The sequence below is a fragment of the Solibaculum mannosilyticum genome (assembly GCF_015140235.1).
Lineage (GTDB): Bacteria > Bacillota > Clostridia > Oscillospirales > Acutalibacteraceae > Solibaculum > Solibaculum mannosilyticum.
The window spans coordinates 1,868,334-1,889,029 of record NZ_AP023321.1 but is presented as its reverse complement, the minus strand read 5'-3'; the positions used below and the strand labels follow the sequence as shown (position 1 = coordinate 1,889,029).

The following is a 20,696-nucleotide window of genomic DNA, read 5'->3' as shown; positions in this document are numbered from 1 at the left end:
TTGAGAACTGTTTGGGGGATTTGATATGTTTGTTTCAGATTGCTTGACTGTCAACCAAAAAGGACATCTGTCCATCGGCGGATGCGATACCGTGGAGCTGGCCCATCAGTACGGCACGCCTCTGATGGCCATGGATGAGGACACTATCCGCGCCCATTGCCGGGCTTTCCGCCAGTCCATCGACCGCTGTTACGACGGCAATGGACTGGTACTGTATGCCAGTAAGGCGTTCAGCTGCAAAGCCATCTATCGCCTGGCCAAGGAGGAAAGTCTGGGAGTGGACGTGGTGTCCGGCGGCGAGCTGTACACCGCGTTACAGGCGGGGTTCCCGGCCGAACGCATCTACTTCCACGGCAACAACAAGACCCGTGGGGAACTGGAGATGGCCTTGGATAACGGCGTCGGCCGCATTGTGGTGGACAACCTGACCGAGCTCCAGACCCTGGACAAGCTGGCCGGGGAGAAGGGTAAGAAGGCCGACATCCTATTCCGCATCAAACCGGGCATCGACGCCCACACCCATCAGTTTATCCGCACCGGGCAGATCGATTCCAAATTCGGCCTGGCCTTGGAAAACGGCGAGGCTATGGAGGGTGTCAAAAAGGCTCTTACCTATCAGAATATCAACCTTTGCGGCATGCACTGCCACATCGGTTCCCAGATCCACGATATCTCCCCCTTTGAATTGGCCGGTGAAGTCATGATGGGATTCCTCCACCAGGTGAAGGAGCAAACCGGACACGTCATGCAGGAGCTCAATCTTGGCGGAGGCTTCGGCGTCAAGTATACCGACGAGGATCATCCCATCCCCTATGAGGATTATATGGAACGGGTGTCCACAGCCGTCAAAGCAAAGGCTAAGGAATACGGTCTGCCGGTGCCCTTTATCCTACTGGAGCCGGGACGTTCTATTATCGCCACCGCTGGCATCACCCTGTACACTGTGGGAGCTGTCAAGGAGATCAAGGACGTCCGCAACTATGTATCCATCGACGGCGGCATGACCGACAATCCCCGGTACGCCCTGTATCAGTCCAGCTACGACATCCTGGTGGCCAACCGCGCAAACGAACCCAAGGATTACACCGCCACCATCGCAGGCAAATGCTGCGAAAGCGGGGATTTGATCCAGGAGAACGCCTCCATCCAGAAGCCCCAGCCTGGGGATATCTTAGCTGTCCAGGCCACCGGCGCCTACAATTACTCCATGGCTTCCAACTACAACCGGATCCCGCGTCCGGCGGTGGTGTTTGTCAGCGGCGGGAAGAGCCGTGAGGTCATCCGCCGGGAGTCCTACGAGGACCTGTGCCGCAACGACGTGTAAGGATTTCCAGTCCAGATGGGAAGATGCTGGAAGAAAAGTCATACAAGACCAACAAAAAAACCTGCCCTGTGCCATTGTGCACAGGGCAGGTTGCGCTTTTTTGGACAAAAAAATAGGAGGGCTTGACAACCACTCCCAAGTATAATACAATATTATACTGAATCCTTATCTTTTAAGGAATATTTTCTCTATCAAAACTATACCACAATTGGCAGCCGAATGCAACAAAAAAGCGATGATATTTCTGCTCCTGCGCCGGGTGTTTCAGGAGGAATATCGTCCAAAGGATAGAATGGAGTGGTGTGCGTCTATGGTGAATGTGAAACCAGTCAAGCTGGGGAACAACGAGCGGATGAGTTTTTCTCACATCAATGAAGTGCTGGACATGCCCAACCTGATTGAAGTGCAGAAGAATTCCTATCAGTGGTTCCTGGATGAGGGACTCCAAGAGGTTTTCCGGGATGTATCGGCCATCACCGATTACACCGGCAACCTTGTGCTGGACTTTATTGATTATTATCTCGACGATCAGCCCAAATATTCCGTGGAGGAATGCAAAGAGCGCGACGTTACCTATGCAGCGCCTTTGCACGTGCGCGCCCGTCTGGTCAACAAAGAGACCGGCGAGATCAAAGAGTCGGAAGTCTACATGGGCGATTTCCCCAAGATGACCGACAGCGGCACCTTTATCATCAACGGTGCCGAACGCGTTATCGTGTCCCAGTTAGTGCGTTCCCCTGGCGTATACTACAAGATGAATTACGATAAGACCGGTAAAAAGTTGTTCTCCGCCACTGTCATCCCCAACCGAGGCGCGTGGCTGGAGTATGAAACCGATGCAAACGATATTTTTTACGTCCGCATCGATAAAAACCGCAAATTGCCGGTGACGACCTTTATCCGTGCTCTTGGACTGGGGAGTGATCAGGAGATTCTGGACTTCTTCGGTGAAGACGTCCGCATGATCGAGACCCTAAAGAAAGATGTAGCTACCAACAAGGAAGAGGCTCTCATCGAGGTTTATAAGAAACTGCGTCCTGGCGAACCTCCCACAGTGGAGAGCGCCCAGACCCACATCGACGGCCTGTTCTTTGACGCGAGACGTTATGACCTCTCCCACGTGGGCCGCTATAAGTACAATAAGAAGCTGGCCATTGCTACCCGTCTCACCGGCCAGACATTGTCCCAGCCGGTGGTCAATCCCATGACCGGCGAGCTCATGGCCGAGGCAGGGGAGACTTTGACCAGAGAACGGGCTCAGGAAATCGAAGCTGCCGGCGTCAGCTGCGCCTTTGTGACGGTAGATGAGAGAGAGGTCAAGGTGCTGTCCAACGGCATGGTCCGTTTGGAAGACTTTGTTGACTTTGATATTTCCGACCTTCAGATCAAAGAGAAGGTTCGTTTCTCCATCCTACAGGAGATCCTGGAGGAGCATGAAGAGGAAGAGGATATCAAAGAAGCCATCCGTGCCCGTCAGGATGAGCTCATTCCCAAACACATTATTTTGGACGATATTTTGGCCTCCATCAACTATCTCAACTGCCTGGGCAACGACGTAGGCACCACCGACGATATCGACCATCTGGGCAACCGCCGGATTCGTTCGGTGGGCGAACTGCTGCAAAACCAGTTCCGCATCGGCTTCAGCCGTATGGAGCGGGTCATCAAGGAGAAGATGACCCTCCAAGCTCAGGATCTGGATGTCATTACCCCTCAGAATTTAATCAATATCCGCCCGGTGGTAGCGGCTATCAAAGAGTTCTTTGGTTCGTCGCCTCTGTCCCAGTTCATGGATCAGACCAACCCCTTGGCGGAACTGACTCATAAACGCCGTCTGTCGGCCCTGGGCCCCGGCGGTTTGAGCCGTGACCGTGCCGGATTCGAAGTGCGCGACGTTCACTACAGCCATTACGGCCGCATGTGTCCTATCGAAACCCCTGAAGGTCCCAACATCGGCCTGATTTCTTATTTGGCTACCTATGCTAAGATCAATGAATACGGCTTTGTAGAAGCCCCCTTCCGCCGCGTGGATAAGGAAACCGGCATCGTCACCGACGAAGTGGTTTACATGACCGCCGATGTGGAAGATGAATATATCGTCGCCCAGGCGAACGAACCGTTGGATGAAGACGGACGCTTTATCCGTCCCAAGGTCAATGCCCGTCATCGCGACGAATTCCTGGAAATTGAACCCACCCGCGTCGATTTCATGGACGTTTCCCCCAAGATGGTTGTATCGGTGGCTACGGCCATGATCCCCTTCCTGGAAAACGACGACGCAAACCGCGCATTGATGGGTTCCAACATGCAGCGGCAGGCTGTGCCGCTTCTCAAGCCCTGTTCCCCGGTGGTCGGCACTGGTATGGAGTACAAGGCGGCGGTGGATTCCGGCGTCGTAGTGCTCGCCAAGAAGCCCGGCGTGGTGGAAAAGGTATGCGCCAATGAGATCCAGATCCGCAATGACGAAGGTGATTTGGATATTTACCACGTCACCAAGTTCCTGCGCTCCAACCAAGGAACCTGTATCAACCAGCGTCCGGTGGTCAACCGCGGCCAGCGCGTCATCAAGGGCGAGGTCATCGCCGATGGCCCCGCCACCGATAACGGTGAGATCAGTTTGGGCAAAAACGCCCTCATCGGCTTCATGACCTGGGAGGGTTACAACTACGAGGACGCCGTTCTCATCAACGAGAAGGTTGTCCGGGACGATGTCTTTACCTCTATCCACATTGAAAAATACGAGATTGAAGCCCGCGATACCAAGTTGGGCGCAGAAGAAATTACCCGTGATATCCCCAACGTGGGCGAAGACGCCCTCAAGGATCTGGATGAGCGCGGTATTATCCACATCGGTGCCGAGGTCCGTGCCGGCGATATCCTGGTGGGCAAAGTGACCCCCAAGGGTGAAACCGAACTGACGGCTGAAGAGCGTCTGCTCCGCGCCATCTTCGGCGAGAAGGCCCGCGAGGTGAGGGATACCTCCCTGCGCGTGCCTCACGGTGAATACGGCATTGTGGTGGACGTCAAGGTGTTCACCCGTGAAAACGACGACGAAATGAGCCCCGGCGTCAACATGGTGGTCAAGTGCTACATCGCCCAGAAGCGCAAGATCTCGGTGGGCGATAAGATGGCCGGACGTCACGGCAACAAGGGCGTTGTATCCCGCATCCTGCCGGAGGAGGATATGCCCTTCCTGCCCGATGGCCGTCCCTTGGACATCGTCTTGAACCCCTTGGGCGTTCCGTCCCGTATGAATATCGGTCAGGTGCTGGAAGTGCATCTGGGCTACGCCGCCATGGCGCTGGGCTGGAAGGTCATGACCCCGGTCTTTGACGGCGCTCACGAAGGCGACATCCAGGAACTTTTGGAAATGGCCGGTAAAAACCGCAGCGGTAAAACCATTTTGTGCGACGGCCGTACCGGCGAGCCCTTTGAGAATCCGGTTACTGTCGGCTACATGTACTTCTTAAAACTCCATCACTTGGTTGACGATAAGATTCACGCCCGTTCCACCGGCCCCTACTCCTTGGTTACCCAGCAGCCTCTGGGCGGTAAAGCCCAGTTCGGCGGCCAGCGCTTCGGCGAGATGGAAGTGTGGGCATTGGAGGCTTACGGCGCAGCTTATACCCTCCAGGAGATCCTCACCGTCAAGTCGGACGATATCATCGGCCGTGTCAAGACATACGAAGCCATTGTCAAGGGTCAGAACGTGCCGAAGCCGGGCGTCCCGGAATCCTTCAAGGTGCTGCTTAAGGAATTGCAGTCCTTGGGACTGGACGTCATGGTGCTGGATAAGGACGATGAAGAGATCGACCTGCGTCAGACCTTTGACGATGACGACGATGTGGGCCTGCATTCAGTGGACGACGACGCCTTCAGTGAGGTCAAGGATGAGAGCGAGATGGAAGGCTACAGCGTAGAGGACGCAGAGGATCTGGCCGACGGCAGTGATGCGGAGGATTTGTTTGCCTCCCTGGCCGGAGGGGATCTGTTTGGCGATGACGACGATACGTTGGATGAAGAGTAATCTGTAAGGGATAAGGGGCGTTAACATGGAATTTAATGTATTTGAATCGATTAAAATAGGCTTGGCCTCTCCCGATAAGATCAGAAGCTGGTCCTACGGCGAGGTCAAAAAGCCGGAAACCATCAACTACCGCACGCTCAAGCCGGAACGGGACGGTTTGTTCTGTGAGCGCATCTTTGGCCCCACTAAGGACTGGGAGTGTCACTGCGGTAAATATAAACGCATCCGTTTTAAAGGCAAGATCTGCGACCGCTGCGGCGTTGAGGTCACCAAAGCCAAGGTGCGCCGTGAACGTATGGGCCACATCGAACTGGCTGCTCCGGTTTCGCACATCTGGTATTTTAAAGGCATCCCCTCCCGTATGGGCCTGATTTTGGATTTGTCCCCCCGCCTGCTGGAGAAGGTTTTGTACTTTGCCTCCTACATTGTGACCGATCCAGGCACCACTCCCTTGGAGAAGATGCAGCTTCTCAACGAAAAAGAATACCGGGATATGAGGGAACGGTATGAGGACGATTTCAAAGCCGGGATGGGCGCCGAGGCCATCCGGGATCTGCTGGCAGAGATCGATCTGGAAAAGCTGTCGGTGGAGCTCAAGGAAGAACTCGAAAATGCATCGGGGCAAAAACGTGTCCGCATTCTCAAGCGCTTGGAGGTCGTGGAGGCATTCCGCCAGTCCAATAACCGTCCGGAATGGATGATCCTGGAGGCTGTCCCGGTTATTCCGCCGGATATCCGCCCCATGGTACAGTTGGACGGCGGCCGTTTTGCCACCTCCGACTTAAACGATCTGTACCGCCGCGTCATCAACCGCAACAACCGTCTTAAGAGACTGTTGGAGCTTGGCGCGCCTGATATCATTGTGCGCAACGAAAAGCGCATGCTGCAAGAGGCTGTGGACGCCCTCATCGACAACGGCCGCCGCGGCCGTCCGGTGACCGGCCCCAACAACCGTCCTCTTAAGTCCTTGTCCGACATGCTCAAAGGTAAACAGGGACGTTTCCGTCAGAACCTGCTGGGTAAGCGCGTGGACTACTCCGGACGTTCGGTTATCGTCGTCGGCCCTGAGCTGAAGATGTACCAGTGCGGTCTGCCCAAGGAGATGGCCATCGAACTGTTTAAGCCTTTCGTCATGAAGAGATTGGTGGAAACCGGCGCTGCCGGCAACATCAAATCGGCCCGCAAGATGGTGGAGCGTGCCCGCGGAGAAGTGTGGGATGCGTTAGAAACCGTCATCAAGGAGCATCCGGTGCTGTTGAACCGCGCACCTACCCTGCATCGCCTGGGTATCCAGGCTTTCGAACCGGTGTTGGTTGAGGGCCGCGCCATCAAATTGCATCCGCTGGTTTGTACCGCATACAACGCCGACTTCGACGGCGACCAGATGGCCATTCACGTGCCGCTGTCGGCCGAGGCCCAGGCTGAAGCCCGCTTCCTGATGTTGGCCGCCAACAACCTGTTGAAACCTTCCGATGGACGTCCGGTGTGCGTTCCCACCCAGGATATGGTGCTTGGTTCCTACTACCTGACCCTGGTGAAGCCCGGCGAAAAGGGCGAGGGCAAGGTGTTCCGCGACTTTAACGAAGCTCGCATGGCTTATGACACCGGCGTAGTCGGTCTGCATGCCGCTATCAAGGTCCGCCGCACGGTGGAAGTGGACGGCAAGCCTGTAACCGGACTGATCGATACCACTGTCGGACGTATCATTTTCAACGGCCCTATCCCGCAGGACCTGGGCTTTGTAGAACGCAAGAAGCCGGAGGATTATCTCCAGTTGGAGGTCTCCTTCCTGGTTAAGAAAAAGCAGCTGGGTCAGATCATCGACCACTGCATTAAGGTACATGGCGTATCCCGTACCTCTGAAGTGTTGGACGACATCAAGGCTCAAGGCTTTAAATATTCCACCCGCGGCGCTTTGACCGTGGCTGTTGTGGACGCTACGATCCCTGAGGAGAAAAAGGAAATCCTGGCCGCTACCGAAGCCAAGATCGACAAGGTGGCCAAGAAATTCCGCCGAGGCCTCCTCTCCAATGAAGAGCGTTCCCGTCAGGTTACCGCCGCGTGGAACGACGCCACCGCTCAGGTTACCGCTGCTCTGGAACAGCATCTGGACACCGTCAACAACCCCATCGCCATGATGGCCGACTCCGGTGCCCGTGGTTCCATCAGCCAGATTCGTCAGCTGGCCGGTATGCGCGGTCTGATCGCCAATACCTCCGGTAAGGTTATCGAAGTCCCGATTCGTTCCAACTACCGCGAAGGCCTCAACGTTCAGGAGTACTTTATCGCCTCCCGCGGCGCCCGTAAAGGTTTGGCCGACACCGCTCTGCGTACCGCCGACTCGGGTTATCTGACCCGCCGTCTGGTAGACGTTTCGCAGGATGTCATCATCCGCGAGCAGGATTGCCATACCCACAACGGCATCGAAGTATTTGACATCCGGGAAGGCAATCAGATCATCGAGCCGATGGCAGCCCGTCTGGTGGGACGCTATCTGGCCGAACCCTTTGTGGATCAAGAGACCGGCGAGGTGCTGGTTTCCCGCGATAAATTGATGGATGACAAAGACGCCGCCATTATCGTCAATTCCGGCGTCAAGAGTGTCCGTATCCGTTCCCTGCTCACTTGCGAAGCCAAGCACGGCGTTTGTGTCAAGTGCTACGGTTCCAACCTGGCCACTGGTCAGCCGGTCACCGTGGGCGAGGCCGTCGGCATCATCGCCGCCCAGTCCATCGGCGAACCCGGTACCCAGCTCACCATGCGTACCTTCCATACCGGCGGTATCGCATCGGCTGAGGATATCACCCAGGGTCTTCCCCGCGTTGAGGAACTGTTTGAAGGCCGTAAACCCAAACATCTGGCCATTATTTCCGAGATCCCCGGCGTTGTCCGCTTCGAGGAGATCAAGAAAAACCGCCATGTGGTGGTCACCGATCCCGAGACCAAGGATGAAAAATCCTATCTTATTCCTTTCGGTTCCCGTCTCAAGGTCCAGGAGGGCGACGTCCTCCGCGCCGGCGACATGTTGACCGAAGGCTCAGTCAATCCCCATGACGTCCTGGCCATCCAGGGCACCGACGCCGTCCACAACTACATCATCCAGGAAGTCCAGAAGGTTTACCGTCTCCAGGGCGTTGACATCAACGACAAGCACATTGAGGTTATCGTCCGCCAGATGATGCGCAAGGTCAAGATCGATAAGTCCGGCAGCACCACGCTGCTTCCCGGCTCCATGGTGGATAAGAGCGAGTTTATCGCCGTCAACGAAGAGATTGAACGCCGCATCCAGAACGGGGAAGAGGGCCTGGAGAAAGCCACCTGCATCCCCACCCTGCTGGGTATTACCAAGGCATCGTTGGCAACCGAATCCTTCCTGTCGGCCGCCTCCTTCCAGGAGACCACCCGCGTCCTCACCGAAGCCGCCATCAAAGGCAAGGTGGATCCGCTGGTCGGCCTGAAGGAAAATGTCATCATCGGTAAGCTGATTCCCGCCGGTACAGGTATGAAATGCTACACCGACGTGGAGGCCATCCCGATCGGTGAAGGGTTGACAGAAGAGCATGCAATATGATATAATCAACGATTGTGAGTGTAGGGAAGAAATTCCCGGAAAAGGCCGTGATTGTGCAAAAAGAACCTTTATTTTGAGGAAGAAATCCGGTCATTATTCCAATTGTTTGTGAATCGGACAAAAGGCGCAGCCTCCTATTTTTAGGGGACGCGCCTTTAGCGCCGTCACAATATAAAATTTTATTTAGGGAGGTGTAACATTGCCTACTTTTAACCAGCTGGTCCGTAAGGGCAGAGAAACCATGGAGAAGAAATCCAAATCTCCTGCGCTGCTGAAGGGTCTTAATTCCAAAAAGCGCATGATGATCGATCAGGCTTCTCCCCAAAAACGTGGTGTTTGTACAGCCGTTAAAACCATGACTCCTAAGAAGCCCAACTCCGCGCTTCGTAAGGTTGCCAGGGTCCGTCTGACAAACATGATCGAAGTCTGGGGCTACATTCCCGGCGTCGGCCATAACCTGCAGGAGCATAGCGTAGTGCTGATCCGCGGCGGCCGTGTCAAGGATCTCCCCGGTGTGCGTTACCACGTCATCCGCGGTACTCTGGATACCCAGGGTGTTGCAAAGAGGATGCAGGCTCGCTCCAAGTATGGCGCCAAGCGTCCGAAGGCCGGCAAATAATTCGGCCGAATTTAATTGACGAATACCGTACTGGCTGCAATCATGCAAAGTGATCGATGCAGCGGCGTTCATTATAGATCGATGTTATCGTTATGGAATGCCTGTTGTGTCGGCCCACGGGAGTTTGTCACTTTCGAGTACCAATGAATTCATTTTAATGTGAAGGAGGGAAGCGAAGTGCCGAGAAGAGGTTCCATCGCCAAAAGAGATGTATTGCCTGATCCGGTGTATCACTCCAAAATTGTGACACGCCTGATCAACAACGTCATGTACGACGGTAAGAAGGGTGTTGCCCAGAAGATCGTGTACGGCGCATTTGAAATCATTCAGACCAAGACCGGCAAAGAGCCCCTGGAGGTTTTCGAAGCCTCGATGGAGAATATCATGCCGCTGTTGGAGGTTAAGGCCCGCCGTGTCGGCGGCGCCACCTACCAGGTGCCGATCGAGGTGCGTCCTGACAGACGTCAGACCCTGGGTCTGCGCTGGTTGACCACCTACGCCCGCACTCGTTCGGAAAAGACTATGCGCGAGCGTCTGGCCGGCGAAATTCTCGATGCGCTCAACGGTACCGGCGGTGCCGCTAAGAAGCGCGACGATACCCACAAGATGGCCGAGGCCAACAAAGCCTTTGCCCATTACAGATGGTAAACACAAGTTTTGCATTATACTTTGGCTTTTTAGCCACCGTTCAGCCTCGTAAGCCGGAGCGCTTGCAAGTTTCAAGGGTAAGGGTTGGGCTGAACCGACAAGGAAAAGGAGGACAATATGCCAAGACAAGTATCGCTTGAAATGACCCGTAATATTGGCATAATGGCTCATATCGACGCCGGTAAGACCACCACCACCGAGCGAATCCTGTTCTACACTGGTGTAAACCACAAGATCGGTGAAACGCACGATGGCGCGGCTACGATGGACTGGATGGAACAGGAGCAGGAGCGCGGCATTACCATTACTTCGGCCGCCACCACATGCTTCTGGAAAAATCATCGTCTCAACATCATCGACACCCCTGGCCACGTTGACTTTACCGTGGAAGTAGAGCGTTCTTTGCGCGTGCTGGACGGGTCGGTCACCGTATTCTGTGCCAAGGGCGGTGTTGAGCCCCAGTCGGAGACCGTTTGGCGTCAGGCGGACAAGTATAAAGTTCCGCGTATGGCTTATGTTAATAAGATGGACATCATGGGCGCCGATTTCTATCGCGTGGTCCAGATGATGAAGGACCGTTTGAAATGTAATGCTGTTCCGATCCAGCTGCCGATCGGCTCGGAGGAGACCTTCAGCGGCATCATCGACCTGGTGGAGATGAAGGCTTACATCTACACAAACGACCTGGGTACCAACATCGAAGTGACCGACATCCCGGACGACATGAAAGAATTGGCGGACAAGTATCACACTGAGCTGCTGGATCATGTGGCCGAGATGGACGACGAATTGATGGAGAAATACCTGGGCGGCGAAGACCTGACCATCGACGAGATCAAGAAGGTTATTCGCAAGTCCACCATCGACAATACCATGGTTCCCGTGGTATGCGGTACCTCTTACCGTAACCGTGGCGTCCAGAAGCTGCTGGATGCTATCATTGACTATATGCCGGCTCCCACCGATGTTCCGGCTATCAAAGGTGTCAATCCTGACACCGAAGAAGAGGACGAGCGTCATTCTTCCGATACCGAGCCGTTCTCGGCTTTGGCTTTCAAGATTATGACCGACCCGTATGTGGGTAAGCTCTGCTTCTTCCGCGTGTACTCCGGTACTCTCAATGCAGGTTCTCCGGTTTATAACTCCAGCAAAGGCAATACTGAGCGTGTAGGACGTATCCTGCAGATGCACAGTAACCATCGTCAGGACATCGAGACCGTATACGCCGGCGACATTGCCGCTGCTGTCGGCCTCAAGAATACCACCACTGGTAATACCCTGTGCGATGAGAAGCATCCCATTATCCTGGAATCCATGGAGTTCCCGGAACCCGTTATCCGCGTTGCCATCGAACCCAAGACCAAAGCCGGTCAGGAGAAGATGGGTATCGCACTGGCCAAGCTGGCTGAGGAAGACCCCACTTTCCGCGCCTACACCGACGAGGAAACTGGTCAGACCATCATCGCCGGCATGGGTGAGCTTCATCTGGAGATCATCGTCGACCGCCTTCTGCGTGAATTCCGCGTAGAAGCAAACGTCGGCCGTCCTCAGGTTGCTTATAAAGAGACCATCCGCAAGACTGTGGAAGTCGACCACAAGTATGCCCGTCAGTCCGGCGGCCGCGGCCAGTATGGTCACGTTAAGCTGCGTCTGGAGCCCAATGAAATGGGCAAGGGTTACGAATTCGTCAACGCTATTGTGGGCGGTGTCATTCCGAAGGAATACATCCCGGCTGTCGACCAAGGTGTCCAGGGCGCTATGCTGTCCGGTACTTTGGCAGGCTACAATGTTGTAGACGTTAAAGTAACTTTGTTCGACGGTTCTTACCATGAAGTCGACTCCTCGGAAATGGCCTTTAAGATCGCCGGTTCCATGGCTTTCAAAGAAGGTATGGCCAAAGCCAATCCCGTTCTTTTGGAACCCATCATGAAGGTGGTTGTCATCGTCCCCGAAGAATACATGGGCGATGTTATCGGCGATGTCAACTCTCGCCGTGGCCAGATCCAGGGTATGGACGCCATCCCCGGCGGCCAGCAGATCAATGCTATGGTCCCGCTTTCTGAGATGTTCGGCTACGCCACCGACCTGCGTTCCAAGACCCAGGGCCGTGGCCAGTACTCCATGGAACCCAGCCATTATGCTGAGATTCCGAAGTCGGTAGCTGAGAAGATCGTCTCGGAGCGTACTAAGAAGCAGGACTAATCCTGTTAAAAAGCCAAAAAGTGCTTGAAATTTCAGCGCTGAATTGGTAGAATGGTATCCAAACACTGGTTGCCATCTTAGATTCCAATTACGTGTAAGATAAAGGAGGAAATTCCAATGGCAAAGGCAAAGTTCGAAAGAAATAAGCCCCATGTAAACATCGGTACCATCGGCCACGTTGACCATGGTAAGACCACCCTGACCGCTGCTATCACCAAGGTTCTGGGCCTGAAAGGTGAAGCTGCTTTCGTCGATTATGACATGATCGATAAGGCTCCCGAAGAGAGAGAGCGCGGCATCACCATCAATACCGCCCACGTTGAGTATGAGACTGAGAACCGTCACTACGCTCACGTTGACTGCCCCGGCCATGCTGACTATGTTAAGAACATGATCACCGGTGCTGCTCAGATGGACGGCGCTATTCTGGTTGTTTCGGCCGCTGACGGCCCCATGCCCCAGACTCGTGAGCACATCCTGCTCTCCCGTCAGGTTGGCGTGCCCTACATCGTTGTTTTCATGAACAAGGTTGACCAAGTGGACGATCCCGAACTGCTCGAACTGGTCGAGATGGAAATCCGCGACATCCTGAATGAATACGAGTTCCCGGGCGACGATACCCCTATCGTTCAAGGTTCTGCTCTGCAGGTTCTGGAGAGCGATTCCAAGGATCCTGCTGATCCTGTCTACAAGCCCATCCTCGACTTGATGGCTGCTGTTGACGAGTACATCCCCACTCCTGACCGTAAATCTGACCTGCCCTTCCTGATGCCTGTTGAGGACGTCTTCACCATCACTGGCCGTGGTACTGTTGCTACCGGCCGTGTGGAGAGAGGCCAGCTGAAGACCGGTGAGGAAATCGAAATCGTTGGCCTGTCCGACGAGAAGAAGAAGACCGTTGTTACCGGTATTGAAATGTTCCGTAAGATTCTGGACTACGCTGAGGCCGGCGATAACATCGGCGCCCTGCTCCGCGGCATCCAGCGCAATGAAATCGAGCGCGGCCAGGTTTTGTCCAAGCCCGGTTCCATTCATCCTCATACCAAGTTTAAGGGCCAGGTTTACGTCCTGACCAAGGAAGAGGGCGGCCGTCATACCCCCTTCTTCAACAACTACCGTCCTCAGTTCTATTTCCGTACCACTGACGTTACCGGCGTCATCACTCTGCCCGAGGGCACTGAGATGTGCATGCCTGGCGACAACGTTGTTATGGACGTTGAACTGATCACCCCCATCGCCATCGAGGAAGGCCTCCGCTTCGCTATCCGTGAAGGCGGCCGTACCGTTGGTTCGGGCGTTGTTACTGCTATCAACGAATAATTTACCAGATAGGTAAATACACAGCCCTGTCGGCTTTGTCGACAGGGCTATTTTTATTTGTGATGACAAAGAAAAATTTTGAACGCCCTCTTGTAATTGAGAGGATAGGCTGGTATAATTAACTCCAGAATATTGAAGCTGTCTTCGGGGCGGGGTGAAAGTCCCCACCGGCGGTAATGCGGCCTTAAGAAGCCGATGAGCCCGCGACCAAACGCCAAAGTATTGGCGGGAGCTGATTCCGGTTGGATCCCGGAGCCGACGGTTAGAGTCCGGATGAAAGAAGCGGCGCTTTTTCAGCGTCTGTGCGCCCTATGGTATTTTATACCATAGGGCGTTTTTTTCCAAAGGCAGCTCCTGAAAAGGAGAATGTGGTATGAAACTCAACACAAGCAAAACGTCTTTCCGCCTGACTACGATGGGAATGCTGGCAGCTCTATCGGTGGTATTGGTCATGCTGGTCCGATTCCCGCTCTTCCCGGCAGCGCCGTTCTTGATGTACGACATGGCTGATATCCCAGTATTGATCGGCGGTATGCTGTTAGGCCCTGTGGAGGGACTGGGAATCCTCTTGGTGGTATCGGTTATCCAGGCGTTCCTGCTGAGCCCCGATGGCTGGGTAGGGCTGGTGATGCATTTTTGTGCATCGGGGGCATTGGTATTGCTTTCCAGCCTGATTTATCGGGCAAAGCCTCGGGCATTCAATATGGTAGCCGGATTATTGGCCGGTTCGGTAGCCATGACGGCCATTATGGTTCCTCTCAACCTGCTGTTGACGGTGCATGTGTACGGACAGCCGATGGAAGTGGTTACAGCGATGATCTGGCCGGTAATCGTTCCTTTTAATCTGATAAAATCCTTAATCAATTCAGCCGCAACGTTTGTGATTTCCATGCCGATCGGTTATTATTTTCGAAGAACGGCTCATTCGATGTAGATATTGTAAAGATATACAAAAAAATTGCCGAGATTGCAAGGAATATTTCTGCATAGAATGAGGGAGAAGCCATGTGAAATCTTTTCAAAGATGTTTAATTGTGCTATACTAAGACAAAATAAAAATATCCTTATCAAGAGCGGCTGAGGGATCAGGCCCTGTGAAGCCCGGCAACCTGCCTTGTGTATAGGCAAGGTGCTAAGTCCTGCGGTGTGATAGCCGGAAGATGAGGCTTTTTGAGCGCCCGCTGCCGGATATGCGGGCGCCATTTTTTTGATAAGGTCATAAGGAGTGCGAGCAATGAACCGTAAATTATTTTCATCGGAATCGGTAACGGAGGGACATCCCGACAAGATGTGCGACCAGGTTGCCGACGCTATTTTGGATAGCATTTTGGCAGAGGATCCGGATGCCCGTGTGGCCTGTGAAGTTTCGGCCGCCACAGGACTCATGCTGGTGTACGGCGAGATCACCACATCCTGCTATGTGGATATTCCAAAAGTCGTACGTCAGGTGGTAGGGGATATCGGATATAACAGCAATGAGATGGGGTTTGACGGCAATACCTGTGCAGTCCTCACCGCCATTGACGAGCAGTCCCCGGACATTGCACAAGGCGTCAATGAAGGGATTGAGGTCCGGGAAGAGGGCCGCAAAGACGATGGGGATTCGGAAGGTGCCGGCGATCAGGGTATGATGTTTGGCTACGCCTGCGATGAGACCCCGGAAAAGATGCCTTTGGCCATTTCTCTTTCCCACCGTATGGCGAAGCGTCTAGCCCAGGTGCGCAAAGAGGGGATCCTGCCGTACCTCTGGCCGGACGGGAAAACCCAGGTCACATTGGAGTATGAAGGAGATCGTCCAGTGCGCGTGCATACGGTGGTGGTATCCACCCAGCACCGTCCGGAAGTCTCTTTGGAACAGATCCGAGAGGATGTGGAGCGGGAAGTCATCCGCCCAGTCGTACCCGCTGAACTGATGGATGATGATACGCTGATTTATATCAATCCCACCGGACGATTTGTCACAGGAGGTCCCCACGGCGATGCGGGCCTTACCGGGCGCAAGATCATTGTGGATACCTACGGTGGTTATGCCCGTCACGGCGGCGGCGGATTCTCCGGCAAGGATCCTACAAAGGTGGACCGTTCGGCCGCTTACGCGGCACGCTATGTGGCAAAGAATATCGTAGCTGCCGGACTCGCCAGCAAATGCGAAATCCAGCTGGCCTACGCCATTGGTGTGGCACGTCCCGTATCGGTGATGGTGGACACCTTCGGCACTGGTAAAGTGGAGGATGAGAAACTGGCTGATGCTGTCCAGAAGGTATTTGACTTGCGTCCCGGCGCTATTATCCGGAAACTCAACCTGCGCCGTCCCATTTACCGCCAGGTAGCCGCTTACGGACACATGGGCCGTGAAGACCTGGATGTCCCGTGGGAGAAAACCGACCGGGTGGATCAGTTGAAAGCAGCTTTAGAGAGCTAATCACCGCATTGGAAAAGACGCATCCGGTATAGGAAAGCCGGGTGCGTCTTTTTGGTTCATTGACCAGAGGAGGGAGATAGATAGCATGCCAATACAGGAAAAGATTCCGGTAATAGCGGTGGTGGGTCCAACGGCGTCGGGAAAAACCGGACTGGGTGTGCGTCTTGCCAAAAGGTTTGCAGGAGAAGTAGTATCGGCCGACTCCATGCAGGTTTACCGAGGCATGCCCATTGGAACCGCCCAGCCTACCCAGGAGGAGATGGAGGGAATCCCGCATCATTTGATGGGGTTCCTAGATCCACAGGAACAATTTAGTGTGGCCCGCTGGTGCCAGTTGGCGGAGCAGTGCATCCGGGATATCCGGGAAAGAGGAAACCTCCCTATACTGGTGGGAGGGACAGGGCTTTACATTTCCTCGCTTCTGGATAACATCCGGTTTGTGGATTCTCCAGCCGATCCGGAGCTGCGCCGGCGCCTCAACCGCCGTGCACAAGAAGAGGGCGGACAGGCCCTTTTAGACGAATTGGCCCAGTACGATCCGGAGACAGCCGCCACGCTTCATCCCAACAACGTGGGACGAATTGTCCGTGCTATGGAAATGTACCGGTTGACAGGCATTACCATGTCCGAACAACGTCTCCGTTCCCGGGAGCAACCGTCGCCTTATCATCCCGTTATCATCGGCATCTGTTATAAGGATCGCCAGAAGCTTTACGACCGCATCAATACGCGGGTGGATCAGATGATGGAACAGGGCCTCCTGGAAGAGGCCAAAGCTGCTATGAAGGTAGAAGAGGGATGCGGCCTGCAAGCCATCGGACATAAAGAACTTTTCCCTTATATCAAAGGGGAGATTTCCCTGGAAGAAGCGGTAGAACATCTCAAACAGAGTACCCGCCGTTATGCCAAACGTCAACTGACGTGGTTTCGCCGGGATGAACGGGTACATTGGCTGGAGGCTGACCGACTGGGAAACACGGATGTCCTTTGCAAAAAGGCGTATGAGTTGGTAGAAAAAGGGCTGGGCTTGTGATATAATAAAAAACAGCCTTCCATTTTGCCGGCAACCGTCAAAGAGGTAAAAAGGCACAGGCATTTTTACAGCTTGGTTTCCAGCAGGATTTTGGGTGCAGAATCAACCGTCATACCGATGAAAAGGCTTTGATATGGTGGTAAAAGGCAAACGTAGCGTGACAGGAAATCAGCCGCTGCTTTTTGCGTGGTTCTGCAAAAAAACGACATCTTTGATGAAATCCCCTTTTTATGGGGAGTAACGTGTACGAGGCGTTTGAGACGTTAAAAAAGGAGGTGGACCAGATTGAGTAAAGTGGCTGTGCGCGTGGGCGTGGGCCTGGCAGTGGTGCTTCTGATCGCTTATGTGGTAGTACAGGTAATGTTGTCCGGCAACAACCAGGTCGCTACTGAGACCGCCTATGTCACAGAAGCCTATGATGAATTGAATGTAGAAGGCATGATGATACGCAGGGAACAGATTCTGACATCCGAGGAAGAGGGCGTCAAGTCCTATGCCTTGGCCGATGGGGAAAAGGTAGGCTATGAAGGAACAGTGGCGTACATCTGTCAGGACGAGGAAACCGCCAAAGCCCATCAAACCATACGGGGGTTGGATGAAGAAATCGAGATGCTGAAAGAGGTGGAGTCAGCCAACTTGGGCGGAGCGGTGTCAGTGGACTCACTGGACAAGCAGCTCAGCGATAAATTATTCCAGCTGTTGGATGTAACGGCCAGCCGTCAGTTTTCCAAATTGGAGCAGTCCAAAAACGGCTTATTGGATCTCTATAACCGCCGTCAACTGGTCACCGGCAAGGTAGAAAATTTTGATGCGCGCATCCAGCAGCTGACGCAGGAACGAGATGCTTTGCAGCAGAAATTCCCAGAACCGGTTTCTACCATCACAGCGCCAGCCTCGGGTTATTTTTACTCTAACATCGATGGATACGAATATGCAGCCGATTGCGACGACTTGGAAAACATTACAAAGTCCCAAGTAGAGGAACTCCTTCAAAAGCCGGCATCCACCGAAGGGGCTAACGCCGTGGGAAAATTAGCTTTGGAACACAAGTGGTACTATGTGTTCACTCTGCCGGCCGACTCCGGTATCACGATCAAAGCGGGCAATCAGGTGCAGCTACAGGTGCCGGAACTGTCGCCAGAGGAGATTGACATGACAGTGATGGCAGTTAATGCGGAAAAGGACGGTTCTTGTGCGGTAGTACTCCAGAGCGATACTCTTTCGGAGGTTCTGAATTCTCTTCGCAAACAGACGGTGACCATCCGGTTCAAGAGCTATTCCGGCATCCGCGTGAGCAATAAGGCCATTCACTTTGAGGAGGACCAGATGGGAGTATACATTGTGGAAGGGGCAGTCGCCCACTTCGCCCCCATCGAAAAGGTCTACAGCAACGACGAATATATGCTCTGCAAGACTGACACCGAGCTGAAAGATGCCCTGCAAGCTTACGATCAGGTTATTGTAGAAGGGAAGGATCTATATGATGGAAAAGTGGTTACCCGATAGTGATACAGATCCTCGCCTCAAAATGGTGGAGGAGAACCTTAAGGAAATCAGGTTCCATATGGGAGAAGCGGCTGTTCGCTCGGGACGGCGCCCAGAGGATATCACTCTACTGGCCGTGACTAAGACTGTAGCTCCGGATCTCATCAACCATGCCATTGAGTGCGGTGTGGATAAGATTGGGGAGAACCGGGTGCAGGAGTTTCTCTCAAAGAAACCGGATCTGCATCTGGACAGCGTAGGCGTTCATCTCATCGGCGCACTGCAGACCAATAAGGTTCGTAAAATCGTGGGAGAAGTGGAGATGATCCAGTCGGTGGACCGGATACACTTGGCCCGGGAGATCAGCCGGATATCGGAGGAAAAGGGATTGGTGACCCATTGCCTGGTGGAAGTCAACATCGGGGAGGAACAAAGCAAATCAGGCATCCCGCGGGACGAGGCCATGGAATTGGTAGAACAAATCGCAGAACTGCCGGGGATCCAGGTGGAAGGCCTGATGAGCATTCCGCCTATATGTGAAACAAGTGCACAAGTTCGGCAATATTTTTCAAATATGCACCAACTCTTTCTTGACATAAAGGCTAAAAAATTAGATAATGTTTGTATGAAGTACCTGTCCATGGGCATGTCAGGCGATTATCAGGAGGCCATCTTAGAAGGCTCAAACCTGATCCGGCCGGGGACTGCACTGTTTGGATTGAGAAAAAAATAGGAGGTTTCACCCTATGAGTTTACTGGATAAGATGAAAAATATTATGAGCGGCCCTGATGAGGAGTACGATTACGACTACGAAGAGGAGACCGATGAGATGGATGACATTATTTCCAGACAGCCGGAGGAAGAGCCCGAGGAACAACCCGTCCGGGAGACAAAACGCGCCAATAAGGTTGTAAATATCCATGCCACTGCCCAGCTGCAGGTTGTGCTGGTCAAGCCGGAACGCTTTGAGGATGCATCTTCCATTGCCGATCACCTCAATGCAAAACGCACCATTGTGCTCAATCTGGAGCAGACCAATAAAGATGTATCCCGCCGTTTGGTGGACTTCTTAAGCGGTGTGGCCTATGCAAACAACGGCCAGATCAAACGCGCATCCACCAGTACATACATCATCACCCCTTACAATGTGGGCATTATGGGTGATCTGTTGGATGAATTGGAAAATAGCGGCGTTTATTTCTAAAGAGAAGAGCATCATGTTGAGCCGGGGCGATGAACAAACACATCGCTGCCGGCTGAACCTGTTCTAGCAGGAGGTTTGCGTGGGCGCATCAAAGCATTCTACAGAGGATCAGCAATTGGAAGCCCGGGTACTAGACGCTATCCGTTTGATGGAGCGGCGCAGAAACCCCTGCTTTGTCGGATTCTTAGATGAGCGCCAAGCTGTGCTGGCGCAGACGGTAGCGCAGCGATTTGGCTGCGCTTTCTTTTTAGGATGGGGCGGATATAAGGAGGCGGAGCGGACGGTATTCGGCGTATTTCCAGAAGAGCCGGACGCAGAGGCCTTTCCGATCCAACCCATCACCTTGCGTTTCCGGAAACAGGATACCCTAACCCATCGGGACTTTTTAGGATCGCTGATGGCCTTAGGCATCAAGCGGGAGGTCCTAGGGGATATCCTGGTGGAAGAAGGACGGTGTGTCCTGTTTGTGCTGAGTGAAATGGCAAGTTATATTGTTTCGCAAGTGGAAAAAGTAGGACGCGTGGGCGTCAAATGTTTATTGGGCTTGGAAGGGAAATTGCCTGCCGGTCGAAAAGTAGAACCGAAGGAAGGCGTTGTGGCCTCCAGCAGATTAGACTGTGTGGTGGCATTTGCCGCCAATGAATCTCGTTCCATAGCGGTCAAAATGATCCAGGGGGGACTTGTCTCGGTCAACCATGAAGTATGCACCAATGTCTCTTATACCATCAAAGAGGAGGATAAACTGTCTATACGGGGGTGGGGCCGTGGGATCATCGCGCAATTTGGTTCACCCACTCGAAAAGGCAGACTGCATATCTTGCTAAATAAATACTGTTAAGG

At 53.6% G+C, this 20,696-nt stretch carries 14 protein-coding genes and 2 riboswitches; all 14 genes read left to right on the top strand.

Annotated features, from left to right (window positions below; translation table 11 throughout):
- The first annotated feature begins 25 nt into the window (after positions 1-25).
- The 14 genes from lysA to C12CBH8_RS08810 all read left to right on the top strand — a co-directional run bounded on the left by lysA (position 26) and on the right by C12CBH8_RS08810 (position 20,694).
- Positions 26-1,324, top strand: coding sequence for a diaminopimelate decarboxylase (gene lysA, locus C12CBH8_RS08875; protein WP_215533045.1), 1,299 nt, complete (start codon positions 26-28; stop codon positions 1,322-1,324).
- A gap of 310 nt (positions 1,325-1,634) precedes the next feature.
- Complete coding sequence (gene rpoB, locus C12CBH8_RS08870; RefSeq protein WP_215533044.1) at positions 1,635-5,351, top strand: DNA-directed RNA polymerase subunit beta; 3,717 nt, start codon at positions 1,635-1,637, stop codon at positions 5,349-5,351.
- Positions 5,352-5,376: 25 nt separating this feature from the next.
- Entirely contained in the window at positions 5,377-8,922 is a 3,546-nt protein-coding gene (rpoC, locus tag C12CBH8_RS08865) for a DNA-directed RNA polymerase subunit beta' (protein WP_215533043.1), read from the top strand.
- A 199-nt stretch (positions 8,923-9,121) separates the two neighbouring features.
- Positions 9,122-9,541, top strand: coding sequence for a 30S ribosomal protein S12 (rpsL, locus tag C12CBH8_RS08860; protein WP_215533042.1), 420 nt, complete (start codon positions 9,122-9,124; stop codon positions 9,539-9,541).
- Positions 9,542-9,718: 177 nt separating this feature from the next.
- Positions 9,719-10,189, top strand: coding sequence for a 30S ribosomal protein S7 (gene rpsG / locus C12CBH8_RS08855; RefSeq protein WP_171846248.1), 471 nt, complete (start codon positions 9,719-9,721; stop codon positions 10,187-10,189).
- Between the two features lie 117 nt (positions 10,190-10,306).
- Entirely contained in the window at positions 10,307-12,391 is a 2,085-nt protein-coding gene (gene fusA, locus C12CBH8_RS08850) for an elongation factor G (RefSeq protein ID WP_215533041.1), read from the top strand.
- A 117-nt stretch (positions 12,392-12,508) separates the two neighbouring features.
- Complete coding sequence (tuf, locus tag C12CBH8_RS08845) at positions 12,509-13,711, top strand: elongation factor Tu (RefSeq protein ID WP_090264528.1); 1,203 nt, start codon at positions 12,509-12,511, stop codon at positions 13,709-13,711.
- Between the two features lie 136 nt (positions 13,712-13,847).
- Positions 13,848-13,999, top strand: a riboswitch (FMN riboswitch).
- 85 nt (positions 14,000-14,084) lie between these two features.
- A complete protein-coding gene (locus C12CBH8_RS08840) occupies positions 14,085-14,645 on the top strand; it encodes an ECF transporter S component (protein WP_090264526.1) in 561 nt (186 codons plus the stop codon).
- Positions 14,646-14,772: 127 nt separating this feature from the next.
- A riboswitch (SAM riboswitch) is annotated at positions 14,773-14,878 on the top strand.
- A gap of 67 nt (positions 14,879-14,945) precedes the next feature.
- Positions 14,946-16,133: a methionine adenosyltransferase gene (gene metK / locus C12CBH8_RS08835; protein WP_090264524.1), complete on the top strand. Its 1,188-nt coding sequence runs from the start codon at positions 14,946-14,948 to the stop codon at positions 16,131-16,133.
- Between the two features lie 85 nt (positions 16,134-16,218).
- Positions 16,219-17,166, top strand: coding sequence for a tRNA (adenosine(37)-N6)-dimethylallyltransferase MiaA (gene miaA, locus C12CBH8_RS08830; protein WP_215533040.1), 948 nt, complete (start codon positions 16,219-16,221; stop codon positions 17,164-17,166).
- A gap of 294 nt (positions 17,167-17,460) precedes the next feature.
- Positions 17,461-18,672, top strand: a complete 1,212-nt coding sequence (locus C12CBH8_RS08825; protein WP_246441815.1) for a biotin/lipoyl attachment domain-containing protein — start codon at positions 17,461-17,463, stop codon at positions 18,670-18,672.
- Complete coding sequence (locus C12CBH8_RS08820; protein ID WP_090264518.1) at positions 18,647-19,384, top strand: YggS family pyridoxal phosphate-dependent enzyme; 738 nt, start codon at positions 18,647-18,649, stop codon at positions 19,382-19,384. Before C12CBH8_RS08825 ends, C12CBH8_RS08820 begins: the two co-directional genes overlap by 26 nt.
- Positions 19,385-19,397: 13 nt before the next feature.
- Positions 19,398-19,856, top strand: a complete 459-nt coding sequence (locus tag C12CBH8_RS08815; protein WP_090264516.1) for a cell division protein SepF — start codon at positions 19,398-19,400, stop codon at positions 19,854-19,856.
- Between the two features lie 79 nt (positions 19,857-19,935).
- Positions 19,936-20,694, top strand: a complete 759-nt coding sequence (locus C12CBH8_RS08810) for a YlmH family RNA-binding protein (protein ID WP_246441442.1) — start codon at positions 19,936-19,938, stop codon at positions 20,692-20,694.
- Positions 20,695-20,696: the final 2 nt, after the last annotated feature.

What these genes read in the sequence shown, in the direction of transcription:
- lysA (WP_215533045.1), top strand. Translation starts at nt 26, where the DNA reads ATGTTTGTTTCAGATTGCTTGACTGTCAACCAAAAAGGACATCTGTCC.
- rpoB (WP_215533044.1), top strand. Translation starts at nt 1,635, where the DNA reads ATGGTGAATGTGAAACCAGTCAAGCTGGGGAACAACGAGCGGATGAGT.
- rpoC (WP_215533043.1), top strand. Translation starts at nt 5,377, where the DNA reads ATGGAATTTAATGTATTTGAATCGATTAAAATAGGCTTGGCCTCTCCC.
- fusA (WP_215533041.1), top strand. Translation starts at nt 10,307, where the DNA reads ATGCCAAGACAAGTATCGCTTGAAATGACCCGTAATATTGGCATAATG.
- tuf (WP_090264528.1), top strand. Translation starts at nt 12,509, where the DNA reads ATGGCAAAGGCAAAGTTCGAAAGAAATAAGCCCCATGTAAACATCGGT.
- C12CBH8_RS08840 (WP_090264526.1), top strand. Translation starts at nt 14,085, where the DNA reads ATGAAACTCAACACAAGCAAAACGTCTTTCCGCCTGACTACGATGGGA.
- metK (WP_090264524.1), top strand. Translation starts at nt 14,946, where the DNA reads ATGAACCGTAAATTATTTTCATCGGAATCGGTAACGGAGGGACATCCC.
- miaA (WP_215533040.1), top strand. Translation starts at nt 16,219, where the DNA reads ATGCCAATACAGGAAAAGATTCCGGTAATAGCGGTGGTGGGTCCAACG.
- C12CBH8_RS08820 (WP_090264518.1), top strand. Translation starts at nt 18,647, where the DNA reads ATGATGGAAAAGTGGTTACCCGATAGTGATACAGATCCTCGCCTCAAA.
- C12CBH8_RS08815 (WP_090264516.1), top strand. Translation starts at nt 19,398, where the DNA reads ATGAGTTTACTGGATAAGATGAAAAATATTATGAGCGGCCCTGATGAG.